Here is a 20652-nt window from a genome sequence, read left to right on the forward strand (position 1 = left end):
TATGGTGCGTCATCGGGGGCTCGAACCCCGGACAACCTGATTAAGAGTCAGATGCTCTACCAACTGAGCTAATAACGCTAATCATGGTGCGTCTTAAGGGATTCGAACCCCCGGCACACGGCTTAGAAGGCCGTTGCTCTATCCAACTGAGCTAAAGACGCATATTTGGAGCGGGTGAAGAGAATCGAACTCTCATAACTAGCTTGGAAGGCTAGCACTCTACCATTGAGTTACACCCGCAATTTATTTGGAGCGGAAGACGAGATTCGAACTCGCGACGTTCACCTTGGCAAGGTGACGCTCTACCACTGAGCCACTCCCGCATATATAAAAATTGCATTTATTATTACAAATGGTGCAGGTGAAGGGAGTCGAACCCCCACGCCGTAAAGCGCTAGATCCTAAGTCTAGTGCGTCTGCCAATTCCGCCACACCTGCATAGACTAATGTAATAATTTAAAATTAAAATGGTGGCTCACCGGGGAATCGAACCCCGGACAACATGATTAAAAGTCATGTGCTCTACCAACTGAGCTAGTGAACCATTTTGGCTGGGATGGCAGGATTTGAACCTACGAATGATGGAGTCAAAGTCCATTGCCTTACCACTTGGCTACACCCCAACAGTGGGGTGAACGATGGGGCTCGAACCCACGACAACCAGAACCACAATCTGGCGCTCTACCAACTGAACTACGTTCACCACATCTTGGTGCGCCATCGGGGACTCGAACCCCGGGCAACCTGATTAAGAGTCAGATGCTCTACCAACTGAGCTAATGGCGCTTATGGTGCGTCTTAAGGGATTCGAACCCCCGGCACACGGCTTAGAAGGCCGTTGCTCTATCCAACTGAGCTAAAGACGCACGCTTGGAGCGGGTGAAGAGAATCGAACTCTCATAACTAGCTTGGAAGGCTAGCACTCTACCATTGAGTTACACCCGCATAATCTTTTATGTCAAATAAAAAGAATTCACTACTTTATTTCTTCCTTACATTCAACTAAGTTTTATCTCAATTAAATGGTCGGGGTGACAGGGATTGAACCTGCGACCTCATGGTCCCAAACCACGCGCGCTCCCATCTGCGCCACACCCCGTTATTAAGAAATCATCTTGTTTATCTTGAAATCTTTTTTGTAACTCCTGACAACATCAATTATTTTACACGATATATTCTAATTCGTCAATACCCTATTTTACTTTTTTTTATTTTTATTTATAATTCTATGATATCTGGCCTTATAATTTTATCATTTATGCTTATGATAGCAGCGCTTTTCAGCCCATTTCTAGGCAAAGACGGACTTCCTGGATTAACAAAGTATATACCATCCTCATAGGCTATTTCAGATACATGAGTATGCCCAAATAGAACTATATCTGCCTCTTCCTCTAAAGCCCTATATCTTAACCTAGATAAATCGTATTTAACGTCATACCTATGCCCATGAGTTATTAAAAACTTTTTACCTTCTATAATTTCTATCCTTTCTGGAGGGACATCTACAGAAAAGTCACAATTTCCCCTTACGTTTATAATGTTACCATGATAAAATTTTTCTATTTCTTTTACATCTTCTACATTATCTCCAAGATGAATAATCAAATCCATATGATTTAATACCTGCATAACTTTTTTTACCATTTGCTTGTATCTATGTGTATCACTTACTACTCCTATTTGCAAATTCTAAACCTCCTCCATAATGTCCCTCATTTGCTCCTTCAATTTTTTAAGTGCATTAGCTCTATGGCTTATAGAGTTTTTTATTTCATAGGGCAGTTCTCCAAAAGTTTTATGATATTCGGGCACGTAAAACAGCGGATCATAACCAAATTTATTATTTCCTCTCTCTTCATCACATATTATACCATTTACTTCGCCCTCAACTTTAAATGTCCTTTTTGAATCCACTATAAGTACTAGTGCACATACAAACTTAGCTTCCCTATCTTGTGGTTTCATACCTTCTAAAAGCTTTAACAGCTTTTCATTGTTTTTTTTGTCATTTCCATGTTCCCCTGCAAACCTTGCAGAGTACACCCCTGGTGCCCCATTTAGTCCTTTAACCATTAATCCTGAATCATCTGCAAGAACCATACACTTATCCTGCAGTATATGGTATATAGTACTGGCTTTTTTATAGGCATTTTCTGAAAATGTTTTTCCATCCTCTAAGATATCCACATTTAAATTCATATCTTTCATAGACAAAATTTCTATAGGATATTTGGAAAGTATTTGCTTAATTTCTCTTATCTTATTACAATTATTGCTTGCCACTACTAGTTTTTTCATCATTTTCCTCCTGTACCTATCCATAGAGAATCCATTTTTAAACTCTCTTTTTGGGCATGAATCATATTGTTTATTCCTTTTTCACCTAAACGTAAAAGTTCCTGCAGATCATCTCTAGTAAATGGGCTTTGTTCTCCTGTACCCTGTATTTCAACAAACTCTCCTGAATCCGTCATTACTATGTTCATATCCACTTGAGCTCTTGAATCTTCTAAATAACATAAATCAAGCATTCTCACATTATTTACTATTCCCACACTTATAGCACTGACAAAGTCTCTTATAGGATAAACTGTAAAAGGGGTACGTTTATGAAGTTTATTTACAGCATCTACAAGTGCTACAAAAGCTCCTGATATAGAAGCAGTTCTAGTTCCTCCATCTGCTTGGATTACATCACAGTCAACCCATATAGTTTTTTCTCCCATAGCTTTCAAATCCACTACAGATCTAAGTGCTCTTCCTATTATTCTTTGTATTTCCATTGTCCTTCCATCAATTTTTCCTTTAGTTATATCTCTAATTTTTCTAACTTGAGTAGCCCTAGGCAGCATATTATATTCACAGGTAATCCATCCTTCCCCTTTTCCTTTTAGGAAAGGAGGTACTCTATCTTCTATAGAAGCAGTACATATTACCTTTGTATCTCCTGTTTCTATAAGTACTGATCCTTCTGCATATTTTGTATAATCTCTTGTTATTTTTATAGGCCTAATCTGATCATATTTTCTACCATCAATTCTCATACTTTACCTCCAAAATCAAAACTATATTACTAATTATACATCAATTATTTCAACTTTTCCTCTAGTACAAATAACTCATCTCTTTTAGGCGGTACAACCTCTTTTTCAAATTCATCACAAACCAATATTCCCTTTTCCCTGGTAATTTTGCCTATAATATATGCATTAATATTTTGGCTTTTTAAAAGTTTAACGAGTTTATTTCCATCTTTTGTAGTAATGAGCATACTTCCTGAAGATATAAACCTCAAAGGATCAACTGCGTACTTATTACATATCTTTTCTGTTATTTTAGTAATTGGCATCTTATTTTTATATACTTTAAATCCTACTTTACTTGCCTTGGCAACTTCCCAAAGTGCCCCTAGTACTCCACCTTCAGTTATGTCATGCATAGAATTTACTCCTGATTTTGCTGATAAAATCCCCTCTTTTACCACACTTATATATTTTATATAACCTTTTGCCTCTTTTATTTCCTCAGTGGTAAGTATATTCTTTAACTTATCTTCGTAGTCATTTACTACAATACTAGTTCCTTCCAGGCACAAATGTTTTGTTACCAGTATATCATCCCCTTCTTTTGCACCTGAAGTAGCTACAGCTTCTCCGCTTTTTCCTTTTCCTATTACAGTACAGGATATTACCATTTTATTTACAGCTCTTGTTATTTCCGTATGCCCGCCTAAAATTTCCACATTTAGTTTTTCCGTTTCCTCACTGATTTCTTCCATAATTCTTCTTATGTCTTCTAAAGAACTACTTTCTGGAGCTAAAATCGTAACTAAAATTCCAACAGGCTCAACCCCACAAGATGCTATATCATTACAATTTATATGAACTGCAAGCTTTCCACTGTTCACACTAGCCCCTGTAATAGGATCTGTAGACATGACACATTCCATATCTCCAAAATTAACTACACTGCAGTCCTCTCCTATACCGCTTCTTATTCTCACATCTTCTCGTACTACTTTCCTATTTTCATCTATTATAGTTTTTAAATCTTCCCAATTTAATTTTCCAGCTTTCATAAAAATTCCTTCTTTCTAAAAATAAACAAGCACTATTTTACATCTCACCTCATATTATATATATAAGGATTAATTTATGGTAGGTGTGAATATTTTGAAATATATAGGACCTTTTTTGAGAATTAATAAGGTAAACCCGGCTAACATCAAAAATCAACTATTTTATTTATCAAAAGAATCTTTAAAGGAAATTGTACTGCACTCAGAATGCGGAGTTTCCACTCCAGTTAAAGAACTTGATATAAAAAACATACCCAACTTTGATATTAACACATTTAAAGGTGTTTCTCCACTTATATGTATTTATAGGAAAGCAAACCCTATTCTCATAAATATGGACAATAAGTTATGTTGGAACCAAGATAAATTTAAAAAAGAAATAAACATAGATAGCAATACACTTATGACTCTATGTTTACTAGAACTTTGTGATTACTATAATCTATTTAACAACATAGATAAAAGAAATTATAATTTAGGGAAATTGTATGAATCCCTTTGTAAAAGTCAATTAAAATTTTATGCTCTGCACTTTAGAAATAATGAAGGTGTATTTACAGATAAAAAACTAGAAGACGGTTCCCTTATGGATGACTTAAAATTTGCAGATAAAAATAAAAAGTTCAAATTTTCATCTCAGGCACTTTTAATGGCTGCCTACTACAAATGCAGCACTTTACTTGAAGGAGAAGAAAGGGAGGACTTTAGAAATTTTTCTTTTGACATTCTAAATATGCTTATAAAATTAAAAGAAGACTTGTATGATTTATCTTTTGAAGAACTTACAAGATTATGCTTTGGTCTTAATATATTCTACAGCTATTCCAAAGACTTGACCTGTAAAGATCTAATACTCGACATATCAGAGCTTATATTTGAAAAATTTTATTCTGACAACACCTTGGCTGAATCTTTAAGAGAAACAGATGTAGAAAATGATTCATTGAATTATATAAATTATATGCTTATATATAAGTACACAAATATTATAAAGTCTAAGGACAATGCCGACTTTATATTTAAAAGACTTTTAAAGTTGTATGATGCAGAAAAAGGATTATTTATTAAAAATACCTCCAAAAAAAACATTGAATTTACATGTTTAGAAATCATGCTATATCTTATAGTCTTTCTCATAGATGTAGATGTATATAAGGATAAAGATAAAAACAGTTTAATAGTACTGGACATATTTAAGCGTCAGCTTATAGACTCAGGTATAATTTTAAGTTGGCCTGATGCCCCTGATCTAAGTAGTGCAGAAAGGTACGAAAACTTTTCTCTTAAATCTGAAGATTTAAGAGAAGAACAAAATTTTAAAACAGATTCAATTCCATCACCTGAATCATGTGAAATAGCACCTGTTTTTACCAAATACGTAACTTACAGCAGAAAAAAGGAAAGTTTTAAATCTGTAAAAACTTCCTTTGACGCCTATAAAAATATGTCTATATTTTTTCTTGTAATACATCTTTTAAGTCCTAAAATAGCACAATAATAATACATCAGTACTAAAAATTTTTAAAAATATTTTTTAATATTTAGGACATAATAATATAACTACAGTACAAGCACTTCATAATTTAACTTTAAAACTAAGTCTGCTTCTATAAGGTAGGTGATACCTAATGATGAATATTAATTGCTCGGAAAGTTGCATACATGAAAAAAACGGGAAATGTACCTTAGATCAAATTAATGCTATTACAAACCTTTCATCTTTAGAAACAAACTGTATATACTTTACTCCAAAAGGACAATTAAAAAGCACTTCAAATCAATTTACAAATTTCAATTCTAATTAAGGAAAGGGTCTCATATTTATGAGACCTTTTCAAGCCTTGCAAAAAACTATATACTCTATCAATGAACATCTAAATAAGCTTTATCTAACTTTATATTTCCCAACTTATTAGTATAAATACCCTGTACATAGCTTTTTTCACTTATAATTACATCATTGAAATATAGAGGAATAATTGGCATGTCTTCCATCAACATATTTTCCATTTCCTTAAGTATTTCTATTCTTTTAGTTCCATCTTTCTCAAATGTCGCATTCATAAATTTATTGTCAAATTGCACATTTCTATATCCATATAAATTATATTGGGATGCAGACCTCCACATATCCAAAAATGACAGAGGATAATCATAGTATCCCTCGTATTTTATCTCTGCCATATCATAGTCACCTTTTTTTAACTTCTCATTGAATTTAGAAGACTCATATCCTTCACACTTCACATCTATTCCAACAGCTTTTTTTATACTTTCAGCTATGGTTTCACATGTCTTTTTGTTTTCAACTGTGTCCAAATATATGAGTTTTAATGAAGTTTCTCCATAACTAGAGCTTACACTTTTCATCATATCAGAAGCTTTTTTTATATCTTCATTACCTTGAAAAAATACCTTATTTATATATTTGCCATTCAGTCCATCACCTGTATATTGGGGTATATAAGAGCCTGCTTCCAAAGCAGTGCTATTTAATATATTTTTAACTATATTATTTCTATTAATAGAAGCAGCTACTGCCTTCCTAAAACTATTGTCATTTGCAATACCACTCCTTTTTAAATTAAAAGCTATGCCTTCCCCTTGAAGTAAAGGTGAAACTTTATATTTTGCCTTACCTTCTATAGTTTTTAATTCTCCTAAAGGAGGATCTGTGAACACATTTATTGTAGAACTTTGAAATGCAGCAAGTGCACTTTCTCTAGTTTTTAAGGAACTCAATGTTATACTATTACTTTTCACCTGTGCCTCGTTCCAGTAATGAGAATTCTTCTTTAATGTAATCTCCCCGCTGTCAGATATATTGTTTATACAAAAACTCCCTGAATACATTATTGATCTATAGTCTTTTTTCCAATCTATAAGTTTAGAATCAATATTTCTAAGTGCATATATAGGCTGAGAGAGTATATTCAAAAAATAATTACAGGGATAATTTAATCTTATATTGAGCGTTTTATTATTCAAAGCAGTTATAGCTACATTGTTAAAATCACACTTTCCTTTTCTATAATCTTCTACTCCAAATATACAACTTAGCTGATCTGAAAATATGTTATTTGTGTTTTTATTTAAAATATCAGAAAAAAAGTTCACAAAATCATCTGCAGTAATATCAGAACCATCACTCCACTTTCCATCTTTTCTTATTTTAAAAGTATAATTAGTTCCATCTTGACTTATATCCCAACTTTCAGCAAGTGCAGGAACTATTTTGCCATTTTCATCGCAATTCACAAGTCCTTCAAATGTGTTTGCAAGTATATCCTTTTCCCTTAAATTATTGGAATCAAGCATTATAAGATCTTCAGGTAACTTACCCAAATTATATGTCACATTATTCTTATAATTACTGCTTTCAGTTTGCTCAACTTTCTTTTGCAAAGATCCTCCAATTAAAGTTATAGAAACTATGGAAATTATGAGTATACCTAATATTATATAAATAAATTTCTTCATATATATCTCCTCATTCCCAATTCATGGGATACTATTTAAATTATTGTCACTTATTATAAAAATAAACAAATTAGGCTGTATTATTTTTAACTCATGTTTTTTATGATATAATATTCACGTAAATTTAGATATAAGGAGTGTAAATATGATACTTACATTAGAAATCTTAGGTATTTTAACTATGTGCACTATTATGTTTATTTCAATTTGGGGATTTATAATTATGAAGCAAATGTTGTCCCAATTAAAATATAGGAATTACTTAGTAGAAAAGCTAACTCAATATATGTATTTTTTGACAAAGAAAGATGACGGATCTCTAACTAAAACAGATAATAATAAAAAGGAATAAGAGAACCTTAAAATAGTCTCCTATTCCTTTATTTAGTTAGTTTTTATTAAATTCTCTATTTACAAGGTCATTTACAATCTTAGGATTTGCCTTTCCCTTAGTTTCTTTCATAACTAAACCTATCATAAATTTAATAGCTCTTTTCTTACCGTTTTTATAATCTTCTAATGGTTTAGGATTGTCTTTCATAACCTTTTTTATTATCTGCAGAATTTCATCTTCACTGCTATTTTGTAAAAAGTTCCTCTTCTCAATTATTTCTTCAGGTTTTGCACCACTTACAAACATTTCCTCCATTATTTCTTTACCTATATTATTAGAGATCATACCTGAGTCTATAAATTTGATTAAACTTACTAGGTCTTCCGGCTTAAATTTAAGCTCATTTAATGATACTGATTTTTCATTCATAAGCCTTGATATATCTCCCATAATCCAGTTAAAAGCAGCTTTAGGGTTTCGGCTTAACTTGGCAGTTTTCTCAAAGAAATCTGCTGCCCCCATATTTAATATTAGTACCTCAGCATCGTGTTTTGAAACATTGTACTCCTTAGTAAATCTCTCCACTTTATCATAAGGAAGTTCAGGTATAGTTTTTCTTATATCCTCTATCCATTCATTTGAAATATTTATAGCTGTTAAATCCCCTTCTGGAAAGTATCTATAATCTCTAGCTTGTTCTTTAGCCCTCATAACCTCAGTTCTATTTTTAGACTCATTCCATCTTCTGGTTTCTTGTACTATCTTTTCTCCAGACTCTACAGCCTTTACTTGCCTTAAATATTCATACTCAAAAGCTTTCTCAAGAGCTTTAAAGGAATTCACATTCTTTATTTCCACTTTTACACCAAATTTTCTACTGCCTTTAGGTCTTATAGACATATTACCATCACACCTTAAAGAACCTTGTTCCATCTTACAATTTGAAACTCCTATGGATCTCAAAATATTTTTTAACTTTTGAAGATAACAGGTAGCTTCCTCTGGGGTTCTTATATCTGGTTTGGACACTACCTCTATAAGAGGTACACCTGCTCTATTGTAATTTATCAAGGTACCTGCTTTTGTATGAATTAGTTTTGCTGCGTCCTCTTCCATATGTATTCTTTCAATACCTATTTTCTTTTTTTCTCCCTCACTATTTTCTACCTCAATGTATCCATCTCTACATAAAGGAAATCTGTGTTGGGTTATTTGATAATTTTTAGGGCAATCCGGATAAAAATAATTTTTTCTATCCATTCTACTCTTTTTATTTATTGAGCAATTAAGGGCAATTCCCGATTTTATGGTATACTCTATTACCTTTTTATTTATTCTAGGGAGCGCACCTGGAAGTGCAAGGCATATTGGACAAACGTGACTATTGGGTTCTCCTCCAAATTCAGTGCTGCATCCACAATACATCTTAGTTTTTGTCGAAAGCTCTACATGAACTTCCAGGCCAATTACCAATTCATATTCCATAATTTTTACACCTCACTAATTTGTGGACTCATTTTATGCCAGTTAGTAGATTGTTCAAAACTATAAGCTATATTAAAGATTGTATCTTCTCTATAATAATTTGTCATAATTTGAAATCCTACTGGAAGTCCATCTACCATACCACAAGGTACAGATATAGCCGGCATACCGGATACATTAGCAGGGAGCACATAAACATCTGAAAGGTACATAGATAATGCATTCTTTTTCTTCTCGCCTATTTTAAATGCAGTAGTAGGTGAAGTAGGTGCTATAAGTGCATCAAATTCCTTCATGACTTCCTCAAATTGGTTTTTTATAAGGTTTCTAACTTTAAGTGCCTTTTCATAATACTCATCATAGTAACCTTTAGAAAGCATATATGTTCCTAACATTATTCTTCTCTTAACTTCCATTCCCAATGCTTCACTTCTAGATTTAAAATATAAGTCCCTGTAGTCCTTAAAATTTTTTGATCTATATCCATATCTTATTCCATCAAATCTAGCTAAATTTGAAGAAACTTCAGCACTTGCAATTACATAATAAACTGCCATAGAATACTTTACAAGTGGAATAGAACACTCTTTAACCTCAGCCCCATTTGCCTTTAGTACATCTACAGCTTCTTCTATGGATTTTCTAATTCTATCATCTAACCCATCCTCAAAATATTCTTTAGGTATACCTATCTTCATGCCTTTAATATCTTTAGTCAAACTTTTGCTATAATCCGGTACTTTCATATCTACTGTAGTAAAATCATTTTTATCAGACCCTGCTATACATTGTGTTAAACATGCACAATCTTCTATATCTGCTGACATAAGACCTATTTGGTCTAAAGTTGAAGCAAACGCAACTGCTCCATACCTAGAAACTCTTCCGTAAGTTGGCTTTAAACCTACTACACCACACAGACATGCAGGCTGCCTTACAGAACCACCTGTATCTGTTCCAAGAGACATTACAGATTCACCAGCTGAAACTGAAACAGCCGATCCACCTGAAGATCCTCCCGGAACTCTGCTTAAATCCCAGGGGTTTCTGGCTAACTTAAAAGCACTTTTTTCATTTGAAGATCCCATGGCAAATTCGTCCATATTTGCCTTTCCAATTATTATTCCATCCTCAGCCTCTATCCTTTTTATTACGCTAGCATCATAAGGAGATATGTATCCCTGAAGCATCTTTGAAGCACAAGAGTTTTGCATACCCTTAACGCTTATATTATCTTTTATAGAAATAGGTATTCCAAAAAGTCCACCCATTTTTTCACCATGTTTTATTTTCTTATCCAAATCCTTTGCTCTTTTAAGTGCTCCCTCTTTTTCTACATATAAATAAGCTCCCAATATAGTATCAAATTTATTTATTCTATTTAAATAGGATCTTACAATTTCTTCTACACTTATTTCTTTGTTTTTCAACATATTTCTAATTTCATGTGCAGTCAGCTTCATAAAACCACCTCCTGTAAAATTATTCTATTACCTGGGGTACTACTATATATTCTTTAAGATTTTGTGGTGAATTATCCAGTACTTCTTTTATATCCATAGATTCTTCCACAGTATCTTCTCTAAATTTATTTTCCATGCAATATGGATTTATAGTTATATTCACCCCATCTGTATTTAATTCATTTAAGTTTTCCATATATTTAAACATTCTATCTAGTTCTTCTATGACTTCTTTTTCTTCTTCTTCATTAAATTCCAGCTTAGCAAGCTGGGCTACATATTTCATTTCTTCTTTTTTCACTCTCATATGGTATCTCCTTTCACTTTTTTCTCGAAACAGATACTAACTTTTTAAATATTTCAAGCATTTTGGTATTATTAGCTGCAAGTCCTTCTGGATGCCATTGAACACCAAAAATGAAGTTATCTTTTGTTTTTTCTATGGACTCTATTACACCATCTTTGGCTACGGCACCTACTTTAAACCCTTTTGCTAAATTCTTTATACCCTGGTGATGAAAACTATTCACCATAGACTTTTCTCCAAGTATCGGATACAATATACTATCTTTTTTTACAAGTATGGTATGACCTGTAAAGCTTCTACTGGAATCTTGAGAATGTTTAATGTAAAATCCATCTTTATCGTCAAGATCTTGATATAATGTTCCTCCAAAATATACATTTATTATTTGTAACCCTCTGCAAATGCCAAGTATCGGCTTTTTCAAGCTGCATGCTGCCTTAATGAGCTTAAAATTAAAATTATCCAGCTCATATGAAGTAAATCCCTGAGCCTTTATAGGTTCTTCTCCATATAATATGGGATTCACATCATATCCACCAGAAATAATTATTCCATCAACTCTTTTTACTTGATCAAAAATATACTCTTCATTTTCAATTACAGGAAGTATTATCGGTGAGGCTCCAGCCAAAGCTACAGATGAAACATAATCGCTATTCACATATGTCCTTTTTATACCAGGAGCTGATCCACCTCCCATTTCTAATATATTACCAGATATTCCGATAACTGTATTCATGTTTTTCCTCCCTGAAAGCTATTTCAAATTTAATATAATTTTTATAAGCATTTTTTATGCCATACATTAAAGAAAAAAATATCCTGTGGACGGCTTACTTGCGTAAGTACTGTATATTAAATAGGTTATTTAGGTTATAATTTTGCCCTGTTTTCAATCCATTTTAAAAAATTGTTCCCTTTCGTTGTAATTTTGCTTCCTCTTCTCCCCAAATTGCATGATATCAATGACAATTTGTTTAAAATGCTCATTATTCTTCTTATCTCAGCTTCGCTTAACCTTATATTATTTGCTTCTAAAATTTCCTTTATATTTTTTCTACCAATTCCTGACTTTAAAATTCCTTGCTCTTTAATAATTTTTAATATTGATACTGCATCAAAAATACAATTTTTGCATTTGAGATATGCAGCTTCCTCATCAAAGTTTATATTATATTCAACCAAATAGTAAGGCAAATCTCCAATATTTACTTCATCATCGTCATTCATAATTTTTATATAGGAAGCAACATTCTGAATTTCTCTTATATTACCCGGCCAAGAATAATTCATAAAGATTTCTATGACTTCATCAGATAATCTTATAGTCTTTTTTCTTCCCATAAAATATTTTATAAGAGAAATAATATCTTCTTTTCTTTCTCTTAAAGGTGGTATATTTATAGGCAGTACATTGATTCTATAAAATAAGTCCTCTCTAAATTGCCCTTCTTCTACCATCTGGAGTAAATTTTTATTTGTAGCTGCAATAACCCTAATATCAACATTTATAAGCCTATCAGAACCTATCCTCATTACCTGTCTTTCCTGCAATACTCTAAGCAGTCTGGCCTGCAAAGTTAAAGGCATATCACCTATTTCATCTAAGAATATAGTTCCCATATTAGCCTGTTCAAATAATCCAACTTTTCCTTCTTTGCGTGCCCCTGTGAAGGCCCCACTCTCATATCCAAACAATTCACTTTCTAACAAGCTTTCAGGAACTGCAGCACAATTTATGGCAACAAAAGGCCAATTTTTTCTCAAAGATGCATTATGTATTGATTGAGCAAAAAGTTCCTTTCCAGTGCCACTCTCACCTGTTATTAAAACTGTTAAATCTGATTTTGCAACTTTATTGCTTAATTTGATGCATTCCTTTATACTGCTTGAATTTGTTTTTATAGAATTAAAATCATACCTTGCTATAAGTCCTTTATTTGTATATTTTACTGTTAGTTTTTTTGCAAGCTGTTCTAAATACGTAACTTCATTTATACTGATATAGCATCCTTTTTTTTCTCCATAGTAGACAACAATTTCTTTATTAACTACTATAAACTTGTCTCTATATTCTATAAGCTCATCTTTAACACTATTTTTCACAAGTAAGCATACCAAATTTTTATCCAAGACATCTTCAATATTTTTACATTTGATATTTTTTCTTATATTAAATAACTTTTCAAAGGCATTATTGTAAAATGATATATTTCCATCTAAATCCGTAAACATTATTCCTTCTTTAGACATATTAAGTACTGCATTCAAATCTTCATTTTTAATATAAAGTTCCTTATATTTATCTTTGATACCGCTATCTAAATTTACAATTTTTTCTGAATATTTAAACAATCTGGTATCAATCACTCTATTTTTAAGTGCTAATTTATTAGAAATATTAATAAAAGTAGATATATCAATGTGTCGATTTCCTATATCTATAATTTTTTCAATATATTTTGGTACTCTGGAAACTTCACCAGGAGTTATTGCAAATTTTATGTTTTCATAATTTTGATTTTCGTCATAAGGTATAAGGGTAATATTATTTACGCCTATCCTATATAATAGAGATATGGTTTCCAATGTGGCTGATTTCGCATTATTTACCACAAGAGCTTTAGTGCCCTGAGGAATATTAAATATTTTATAAACTTCATTTTCTTTTATCGTTCTTTTAATGACTATTATATTTTTTTTATTTTTTACATATCTCTCTATTTCAATTGCTATTTCATCATTCATTATGAGTATTACATCATCGTTTATCTTATCTGTACTTTTAAGCTCATTCAAATAATAATTATTTATTACAGCAAAACCCTTATATATCTCTTCTATATTGCTTTTCAAAAATACAGCCACTAAAGAATTGCTATTTGTAACAATTCCAATAGATTTCAATATATTCACCCCCAAGCTGTCGCCCATATTGGGCGCACCTAAAAAATGAGACAATCTACCAAAAGATTGTCTCTATAATCTTAATAAACTTTCATATACATAAAAAACATAGTTGCGCAAGCTATCAATACACATGTTATAGGGTATACTATATTTCTAAAGTTAGCTCTAGAAATTATCATATTTATAGCCCAAGCTACCATAGTAACAAATATGCTCCACTGCAGCGTGCAATAATCATTAAAGTACTTTACATATGTAAAATGATATGTAGTAAGGAGCGTTAATATCAATGCCAAGATAGTAAAAATAACTCCTATCCACCCTAATAAATTTATTGTCCTTTTCATTTTTATCCTCCACTATAGTGATCCCAAGCAAAACTTAGTAGCATATTAAAGAAAATAAGCTGCCTATAACCTAGAATCTCTATACTATACAAATAGTTTAACTTTCATATAAAATTAAACTATTCTTATAATAATCCTTTTTTACTTCTTTGTAAATATTTATAGCATGCCTTCAAATTCACTTTTCTTTTATTATTTTAACTCCAAATCTTAATAATTCTTCTATGCTCCTTATTATATTTCCCTGTTTAAAAAATTCTATTATTCCTTTTGCCACTGCTTCTCCTACATCTTGATTTACAAACATTTAATAATTAGCAAAATTAATAAAATGTTATATCTTATTTAGTGACTTATTTGAGCATTTGTAATAACTCCGCTTCAGATATTACCTTAACTCCTAATTCCTGAGCCTTAGTTACTTTGCTTCCAGGAGCATCCCCTGCAAGTACATATGTGGTTTTCTTAGATACCGAACCTGATACCTTGCCGCCATGTTTCTCTATAAGCTCCTTTGCTTCAGTTCTTCCCATTGATGGAAGTGTTCCTGTAATAACAAACTTGCTGCCTTCAAGTAAATTATCTTCTTCTTTATTTTCGTTCATTACCATATTTACACCGCATTTAGCAAGTTCGCTTATAATTTTAAGGTTATCTTCATTTTTGAAATATTCAAATATTGCTGAAGCACTTATATCACCAATATCAGATACTTTCTTGATTTCATCAATATCTGCATTAATGAGATTATCAATAGATTTAAAATATTTCATAAGTTCTTTAGCTGTTGACTTACCAACATTAGATATACCCAAACTTGCTAATAGCCGCTGTGGCTCATTTTTCTTCGAATTTTCAATGGCATCAAGAAGTTTATCTGTATTCTTTTCTTTTCCGATTATACCTTCTTCAACAAGCTTATCCCTATATTCATTAAGATGATAAATATCCGGTATATCATCTATATATCCTTTATCAACAAGCTGTTCAACATAAGCTGCACCAAATCCTTTAATATCCATGCAATCCCTGCTTACAAAATTAATAATTCTTTTTACAAGCATAGATGGACAATTAATATTAGTGCACTTAATGTCAGCTGCACCTTCTTCTCTAGCAACTGGACTGCCGCATACAGGACACTTATCTGGAAACTGAAATTTAACTGTTCCTTCAGGACGTTTTTCGTGTATAACTTTCTTGATCTTAGGGATAATTTCTCCTGATTTATATACTACGATAGTATCACCAACACCCACATCCAATTCATCAATAAAATCTTGATTATGGAGAGTGGCTCTTGATACGCTTGTACCACACAACCTTATTGGTTCAAAAATAGCAACAGGGGTAATCCTTCCTGTCCTTCCTACTGTAAGTTGAATATCAAGAAGCTTAGTTTCTTTTTCTTCAGGTGGATATTTATAAGCAATAGCCCACTTTGGAACTTTAGAAGTACTGCCAAGCTCTGTTCTGTATGCTAAATTATTAATTTTAATAACCGCACCATCAATATCATAATCTAAATCTCCACGGTTTTCACCAATTCTTTCAATGGCATCCCATATTTCACCAGTAGTTTTACATACTGTATAATTCTCAATAACTTTAATACCCTGTTTTTTTAGAAATTCATACCCTTCGGTATGAGTTTTAAATTCCATACCCCGAACATCCTGAACATTAAAAATAAAAAGAGATAAATTTCTTTCTTTTGTAACTTTACTATCCAGCTGTCTAAGAGTACCTGCTGCACAGTTTCTAGGATTAGCAAATACCTTTTTTCCCAAGAGTTCCTGATGTTCATTAACATTTTCAAAGGCCTGTTTAGTCATATATACTTCTCCACGAATCTCCAGATACGGGATTTTATCTTTAAGTGATTTAACTACATCATTTATCACTTTAGCATTGACTGTAACATCCTCACCATAGACAATACCATCGCCTCTAGTAATAGCAGTTATAAGTTTTCCATCTTCATAGCGTAAAGCCATTGATAAACCATCAATTTTTGTTTCCACTACAAATTCTACATCAGGAAATTGAGCTTTAACATCATCAACAAATTGTTCAACGTCTTCTTTGTTAAAAACATCCCTAAGACTTAACATAGGAACTCTATGTCTAACAAGTACACCTGATTCACGCTTAGCATTACCTCCTACATGCTGAGTAGGAGAATCCGGAGTGATAACCTCCGGATGTTCTCTTTCTATATTCTTCAGTTCCTGCATTAACATATCATATTCATAATCAGATACTTCAGGATTATCCTGATTGTAATACCTATCATTATGATAATTAATTATTTTCTTTAATTCATTATACCTATCTTCATATATCAAAGCTAAAATCCTCCATAAACAATCAATGCAACTTATACAGCTTCCAGTGGTGCTACTCCGTACATTAAATTTTTTATTCCCATCTTATCAAAAACTATAGTAAGTTTTATATCACTGCCACTTTTAGATATACTTACAATAGTCCCTAATCCAAACTTCCCATGCTTAACTTTTGTTCCTTCTTTTATATTCTCTAGTTTTAAATAATTACCCTTTGGTACATTTTCTACAGAAGGAGATACTGGATTTTCTATCAAGCTGCTCTGGTGAACCTTTTTACCCCAGGAAAAAGTATTTTTATTTAATTGCTTATTTATAGAACTAGTAAAATTGGATTTTTTTAAGCTATCATACTCTATAAGGTCATGAGATATCTCACTTATAAAACTAGACTGCTGGTAAGATACCATTCTTCCAAATACCCTTCTGGTTTCCGCAGAAGTCATATAAAGTTTTTCCTTAGCTCTAGTTATTCCAACATAACAAAGCCTTCTAGACTCTTCCATTTCCTTAAACTCATTTAAAGACTGGGTTCCCGGGAATATTCCATTTTCCATTCCCGCCATAAAGACTACAGGAAACTCTAATCCTTTAGCACTATGTACTGTCATAAGTACAACTGAGTCAGCATCTTGATCAAAATTATCTACATCTGAAACCAAAGTCACCTTCTCTAAAAATGCAGAAAGAGACGGATCTTCTGAAGAAGTTTCAAACTCTGCAGCAGCAGACACAAGCTCCTGTAAATTTTCTACCCTGCTTATACTATCTGCCTCATTTGAATCTTTGAGTTCCTCTAAATATCCAGTAGTATCTAATATCTCCTTTATAAGACTGGACACAGTAATCTTGTCCCTGCTTCTTATAAAACTATTTATAAGGCTTACAAATTTATTTATGCAATTAATATTCCTCTTTGTTAAATTTAAAACCTCGTCTATAGATAAAAGTACATTGTACATGGATTCATTCATAGAATTAGCAAAATCCTGTATTTTCTGTACTGTAGAATCCCCTATACTTCTCTTTGGCACATTTATTATCCTTCTTAAACTAACATCATCCAAAGGATTATTTATAAACTTTAAATAGGCCATAATATCCTTTATTTCTTTTCTATCATAGAACTTTAAGCCTCCAATAATTCTATAGGGAATGTTTGATTTCATAAATACATCTTCAAATATACGGGATTGGGCATTAGTTCTATAAAGTATTGCAAAGTCCTTGTACTGTTTGCCTTCATCTTCTTTCAGTATTTCTTTGATCTTAGATGCAATATACCTGCCTTCATCTATATCCGAATAAGCCCTATATAATTTTATTTTGTCTCCATTTTCACTTTCAGTTCTCAGCATTTTTTCTTTTCTATTTGAATTATTACTTATGACATCATTAGCTGCCTTCAATATATTACCCTTGGATCTATAATTTTGCTCTAACTTTATTACCTTTGCATTTGGATAATCTTTTTCAAAATCCAAAATATTTTTTATGTCTGCACCTCTCCAAGCATAAATACATTGATCATCGTCTCCTACTACACATATATTTTTATGTGCCTTTGCAAGAAGCCTTACAAATTCGTATTGAGATCTATTGGTATCTTGATACTCGTCTACCATTATGTACTTAAACTTTCTCTGATAAAATTCCAGTATATCTTCATTTTCCTTAAAAAGCTGTACAGTTTTATATATAAGATCATCAAAATCCAGTGCATTGTTATCCTTGAGTTTTTTTTGATATAACAAATAAACATCTGCAATTTTATTCATTCTGAAGTTTCCTTCATTTTCTTTTTTAAATTGATGTGGAGATATTAAATTATCTTTTTGTCCACTAATTTTATTTATTATCTCTCTGTCAGTTATATCCTTGTCACTTATATTTAATTCCTTCATGCACTGTTTTATAAGCACTTTTTGATCATAACTATCATATATTGCAAAATTCTTATTATATCCTAATTTGTCTATTTCTCTTCTAAGTATTCTCACACAGCTTGAATGAAATGTAGATACCCACATTCCATCTACTTCATCTCCTACTAATTCTTTTATCCTGTCTTTCATCTCTCCTGCAGCCTTATTAGTAAAAGTTATAGCCAGTATTTTAGAAGGATATATATTCATATCCTTAATCATATGAGCAATTCTATAAGTTAAAACCCTGGTCTTTCCAGAACCTGCCCCAGCTAAAATCAATAGAGGACCGTCTACATACACTGCTGCTTCATACTGTTCTTTATTCAAAAGGCTTTTTAAATCCATAACATTCACTCCTGTTTGTTTATCTCCTCTAATTTAAAGTAGATACAGAGATACTTCCTGTTTAATATTATAACATTCTACAATTAATTTAATCATGAAAAGCATAAAAAATGTGCTGATATTTTTATCAACACACAAAAAAAATTTATTTGTACTGATTGAATATATTATTTTAGTCTTCCTAAAACTATCTTATAACCATCACTTCCATAATTCAAACACCTATTAACCCTACTTATGGTAGCAGTACTTGCCCCTGTTGCAGCTGCAATGTCCAAATATGTTTTTTTGTTTTTCAACATTTTAGCTACCTGAAGCCTCTGTTCTAATGCCTTTATTTCATTTATAGTACATATATCCTCAAAGAATCTATAACACTCTTCTTTTGTCTTTAAAGACAATACTGCCTCACACAAGTAATCCATTTCTTTACTCTGTAATTTAGATTTATATTCTTCCATGAACTACACTCCTTATTCATGTACATTTAATGTTAATATTCCCCCTTTAATTTTATCACGTATTAAAACATTAATCTATAAAATTGTAGATAATTAAATTCAAAAAAGCAAAAACAGCCCATTGGGGCATGGACTGTTTTGCTCATAAATAAAAAGGGGGCTATTCATTCCTTTTATTTATCCTTGCAACTTAATTATAGTAAAACTTGAATAAAATATCAAGTAAAATCTGATACATTTATGCACATATAATTGTAAATTTAATATAATTATGATTGAATTTAATTCATATTTAAATTCTTTTTATACTTTCAATCTCATTTTTAGATAATTCCCTATATTGTCCTAAATTTAGATCTTTATCCAAATCTATAGGTCCAAATTTTATTCTCTTTAAATAAACTACATTTTTTCCTAATGCATTGAACATTCTTTTAACTTGATGAAACTTTCCTTCTTGTATAGTAACTTCTACCTTAGCACCATCTTCATCTGATTCTATAATATGTAGTTTACCAGGTAAACATTTATAACCATCTTTTAGTTGTATTCCTTTTTTAAACCTATTTACATCTCTTTCATCTAAATACTTATCTATTTCAGCATAGTAAACTTTATCTACATGATTTTTAGGGGATATCATCCTGTGATTTAGCTCACCATCATTTGTAATAAGTAAAAGTCCTTCTGTATCTTTATCTAGCCTTCCTACTGGAAATGGCTTAAATGCCTGGTACTCAGGCTCTAAAATGTCTATAACCGTTTCATCATAATTGTCAAAAGTTGCTGACACTACTCCTTGAGGCTTATTCATTAATAAATATATATTTTTTTTGTACTCTACAACATTACCTCCAACTTCTATTGTGCTTTTATCAGGATCTATTTTCATGGAACTATCTTTTATAACAGTTCCATTTATTTTTACTTCTCCATTTTTTACTACAGCTTTTATCTCTTTTCTCGTTCCAAAGCCTAAATTTGCTAAAATCTTGTCTATTCTATCCATATTTCCGCCTCCTCTCATATATTATACCCTTTTCTGCATTTATAAAAAATATACTATTATAATTAATAGTTATGGGCAATTTTCTTTCGTTAAGATTTTTCGCAGCGTAGTGGAGAAAAACCTTCATTCACTATTCACTTTTAATTATTAAGTT

Annotated in this window: 17 protein-coding genes and 12 tRNA genes; 2 read left to right on the forward strand and 27 right to left on the reverse strand. The window is 31.7% G+C overall.

Annotated features, from left to right (window positions below):
• Positions 1 to 2: 2 nt before the first annotated feature.
• The 16 genes from CLAU_RS07395 to CLAU_RS07470 all read right to left on the reverse strand — a co-directional run bounded on the left by CLAU_RS07395 (position 3) and on the right by CLAU_RS07470 (position 4081).
• Positions 3 to 78 (reverse strand) — tRNA-Lys (locus CLAU_RS07395).
• 6 nt (positions 79 to 84) lie between these two features.
• Positions 85 to 161, reverse strand: a tRNA-Arg gene (locus CLAU_RS07400).
• Positions 162 to 166: 5 nt separating this feature from the next.
• Positions 167 to 240 (reverse strand) — tRNA-Gly (locus tag CLAU_RS07405).
• A gap of 8 nt (positions 241 to 248) precedes the next feature.
• Positions 249 to 323 (reverse strand) — tRNA-Gly (locus tag CLAU_RS07410).
• 30 nt (positions 324 to 353) lie between these two features.
• Positions 354 to 438: transfer RNA gene (locus CLAU_RS07415), tRNA-Leu, on the reverse strand.
• Between the two features lie 30 nt (positions 439 to 468).
• Positions 469 to 544 (reverse strand) — tRNA-Lys (locus CLAU_RS07420).
• 4 nt (positions 545 to 548) lie between these two features.
• Positions 549 to 623: transfer RNA gene (locus CLAU_RS07425), tRNA-Gln, on the reverse strand.
• Between the two features lie 4 nt (positions 624 to 627).
• Positions 628 to 703, reverse strand: a tRNA-His gene (locus CLAU_RS07430).
• 7 nt (positions 704 to 710) lie between these two features.
• Positions 711 to 786, reverse strand: a tRNA-Lys gene (locus CLAU_RS07435).
• A gap of 3 nt (positions 787 to 789) precedes the next feature.
• Positions 790 to 866, reverse strand: a tRNA-Arg gene (locus CLAU_RS07440).
• Positions 867 to 871: 5 nt separating this feature from the next.
• A tRNA-Gly gene (locus CLAU_RS07445) sits at positions 872 to 945 on the reverse strand.
• A 78-nt stretch (positions 946 to 1023) separates the two neighbouring features.
• Positions 1024 to 1099, reverse strand: a tRNA-Pro gene (locus CLAU_RS07450).
• A gap of 119 nt (positions 1100 to 1218) precedes the next feature.
• Positions 1219 to 1689, reverse strand: coding sequence for a metallophosphoesterase (locus tag CLAU_RS07455; protein ID WP_013240293.1), 471 nt, complete (start codon positions 1687 to 1689; stop codon positions 1219 to 1221).
• 3 nt (positions 1690 to 1692) lie between these two features.
• Positions 1693 to 2301, reverse strand: coding sequence for an XTP/dITP diphosphatase (locus tag CLAU_RS07460; protein ID WP_013240294.1), 609 nt, complete (start codon positions 2299 to 2301; stop codon positions 1693 to 1695).
• Positions 2301 to 3047 carry a ribonuclease PH gene (gene rph, locus CLAU_RS07465; protein ID WP_013240295.1) on the reverse strand — a complete coding sequence of 249 codons (747 nt, stop codon included), beginning with the start codon at positions 3045 to 3047 and terminating at the stop codon, positions 2301 to 2303. The genes CLAU_RS07460 and rph overlap by 1 nt, the downstream gene beginning before the upstream one ends.
• 44 nt (positions 3048 to 3091) lie before the next feature.
• On the reverse strand, positions 3092 to 4081 hold the full coding sequence (locus CLAU_RS07470) for an AIR synthase family protein (protein WP_013240296.1): 990 nt from the start codon (positions 4079 to 4081) through the stop codon (positions 3092 to 3094).
• Between the two features lie 85 nt (positions 4082 to 4166).
• On the opposite strand from CLAU_RS07470, the gene CLAU_RS07475 reads away from it, so the two are divergent.
• Positions 4167 to 5579: a hypothetical protein gene (locus CLAU_RS07475; protein WP_242825736.1), complete on the forward strand. Its 1413-nt coding sequence runs from the start codon at positions 4167 to 4169 to the stop codon at positions 5577 to 5579.
• A 365-nt stretch (positions 5580 to 5944) separates the two neighbouring features.
• Here CLAU_RS07475 and CLAU_RS07480 read toward each other — a convergent pair whose 3' ends face one another.
• Positions 5945 to 7561: a peptide ABC transporter substrate-binding protein gene (locus CLAU_RS07480; protein ID WP_023162294.1), complete on the reverse strand. Its 1617-nt coding sequence runs from the start codon at positions 7559 to 7561 to the stop codon at positions 5945 to 5947.
• A 145-nt stretch (positions 7562 to 7706) separates the two neighbouring features.
• Between CLAU_RS07480 and CLAU_RS07485 the strand changes: the two genes are divergently transcribed.
• The gene (locus CLAU_RS07485; RefSeq protein ID WP_023162295.1) at positions 7707 to 7913 is read left to right on the forward strand and encodes a hypothetical protein; all 207 of its coding nucleotides are present in this window, start codon (positions 7707 to 7709) and stop codon (positions 7911 to 7913) included.
• A 36-nt stretch (positions 7914 to 7949) separates the two neighbouring features.
• Here CLAU_RS07485 and gatB read toward each other — a convergent pair whose 3' ends face one another.
• The 10 genes from gatB to CLAU_RS07535 form a co-directional block, all read right to left on the reverse strand.
• Entirely contained in the window at positions 7950 to 9380 is a 1431-nt protein-coding gene (gatB, locus tag CLAU_RS07490; RefSeq protein ID WP_013240300.1) for an Asp-tRNA(Asn)/Glu-tRNA(Gln) amidotransferase subunit GatB, read from the reverse strand.
• Positions 9381 to 9385: 5 nt separating this feature from the next.
• Entirely contained in the window at positions 9386 to 10843 is a 1458-nt protein-coding gene (gene gatA, locus CLAU_RS07495; RefSeq protein WP_013240301.1) for an Asp-tRNA(Asn)/Glu-tRNA(Gln) amidotransferase subunit GatA, read from the reverse strand.
• A gap of 19 nt (positions 10844 to 10862) precedes the next feature.
• Complete coding sequence (gene gatC / locus CLAU_RS07500) at positions 10863 to 11150, reverse strand: Asp-tRNA(Asn)/Glu-tRNA(Gln) amidotransferase subunit GatC (RefSeq protein WP_013240302.1); 288 nt, start codon at positions 11148 to 11150, stop codon at positions 10863 to 10865.
• Positions 11151 to 11163: 13 nt separating this feature from the next.
• Positions 11164 to 11889, reverse strand: a complete 726-nt coding sequence (locus CLAU_RS07505) for a gamma-glutamyl-gamma-aminobutyrate hydrolase family protein (RefSeq protein WP_023162296.1) — start codon at positions 11887 to 11889, stop codon at positions 11164 to 11166.
• A gap of 134 nt (positions 11890 to 12023) precedes the next feature.
• Positions 12024 to 14066, reverse strand: a complete 2043-nt coding sequence (locus CLAU_RS07510; RefSeq protein WP_406541130.1) for a sigma-54 interaction domain-containing protein — start codon at positions 14064 to 14066, stop codon at positions 12024 to 12026.
• Between the two features lie 71 nt (positions 14067 to 14137).
• Positions 14138 to 14407: a hypothetical protein gene (locus CLAU_RS07515; RefSeq protein ID WP_013240305.1), complete on the reverse strand. Its 270-nt coding sequence runs from the start codon at positions 14405 to 14407 to the stop codon at positions 14138 to 14140.
• A 353-nt stretch (positions 14408 to 14760) separates the two neighbouring features.
• On the reverse strand, positions 14761 to 16755 hold the full coding sequence (gene ligA / locus CLAU_RS07520; RefSeq protein ID WP_013240306.1) for an NAD-dependent DNA ligase LigA: 1995 nt from the start codon (positions 16753 to 16755) through the stop codon (positions 14761 to 14763).
• 32 nt (positions 16756 to 16787) lie between these two features.
• Complete coding sequence (pcrA, locus tag CLAU_RS07525) at positions 16788 to 19028, reverse strand: DNA helicase PcrA (protein WP_013240307.1); 2241 nt, start codon at positions 19026 to 19028, stop codon at positions 16788 to 16790.
• A gap of 167 nt (positions 19029 to 19195) precedes the next feature.
• Positions 19196 to 19489, reverse strand: coding sequence for a YerC/YecD family TrpR-related protein (locus CLAU_RS07530; RefSeq protein ID WP_013240308.1), 294 nt, complete (start codon positions 19487 to 19489; stop codon positions 19196 to 19198).
• A gap of 292 nt (positions 19490 to 19781) precedes the next feature.
• Entirely contained in the window at positions 19782 to 20498 is a 717-nt protein-coding gene (locus CLAU_RS07535) for a pseudouridine synthase (RefSeq protein WP_023162298.1), read from the reverse strand.
• Positions 20499 to 20652: the final 154 nt, after the last annotated feature.

It is taken from the genome of Clostridium autoethanogenum DSM 10061 (assembly GCF_001484725.1).
Classification (GTDB): domain Bacteria; phylum Bacillota; class Clostridia; order Clostridiales; family Clostridiaceae; genus Clostridium_B; species Clostridium_B ljungdahlii.

Bases quoted from the DNA above. Each gene is read 5' to 3' on its own strand.
- rph (WP_013240295.1), bottom strand. From the start codon at position 3,047: ATGAGAATTGATGGTAGAAAATATGATCAGATTAGGCCTATAAAAATA.
- gatC (WP_013240302.1), bottom strand. From the start codon at position 11,150: ATGAGAGTGAAAAAAGAAGAAATGAAATATGTAGCCCAGCTTGCTAAG.
- CLAU_RS07515 (WP_013240305.1), bottom strand. From the start codon at position 14,407: ATGAAAAGGACAATAAATTTATTAGGGTGGATAGGAGTTATTTTTACT.
- CLAU_RS07460 (WP_013240294.1), bottom strand. From the start codon at position 2,301: ATGAAAAAACTAGTAGTGGCAAGCAATAATTGTAATAAGATAAGAGAA.
- CLAU_RS07485 (WP_023162295.1), top strand. From the start codon at position 7,707: ATGATACTTACATTAGAAATCTTAGGTATTTTAACTATGTGCACTATT.
- gatB (WP_013240300.1), bottom strand. From the start codon at position 9,380: ATGGAATATGAATTGGTAATTGGCCTGGAAGTTCATGTAGAGCTTTCG.
- CLAU_RS07480 (WP_023162294.1), bottom strand. From the start codon at position 7,561: ATGAAGAAATTTATTTATATAATATTAGGTATACTCATAATTTCCATA.
- CLAU_RS07530 (WP_013240308.1), bottom strand. From the start codon at position 19,489: ATGGAAGAATATAAATCTAAATTACAGAGTAAAGAAATGGATTACTTG.
- CLAU_RS07535 (WP_023162298.1), bottom strand. From the start codon at position 20,498: ATGGATAGAATAGACAAGATTTTAGCAAATTTAGGCTTTGGAACGAGA.
- gatA (WP_013240301.1), bottom strand. From the start codon at position 10,843: ATGAAGCTGACTGCACATGAAATTAGAAATATGTTGAAAAACAAAGAA.
- CLAU_RS07505 (WP_023162296.1), bottom strand. From the start codon at position 11,889: ATGAATACAGTTATCGGAATATCTGGTAATATATTAGAAATGGGAGGT.
- pcrA (WP_013240307.1), bottom strand. From the start codon at position 19,028: ATGGATTTAAAAAGCCTTTTGAATAAAGAACAGTATGAAGCAGCAGTG.
- CLAU_RS07470 (WP_013240296.1), bottom strand. From the start codon at position 4,081: ATGAAAGCTGGAAAATTAAATTGGGAAGATTTAAAAACTATAATAGAT.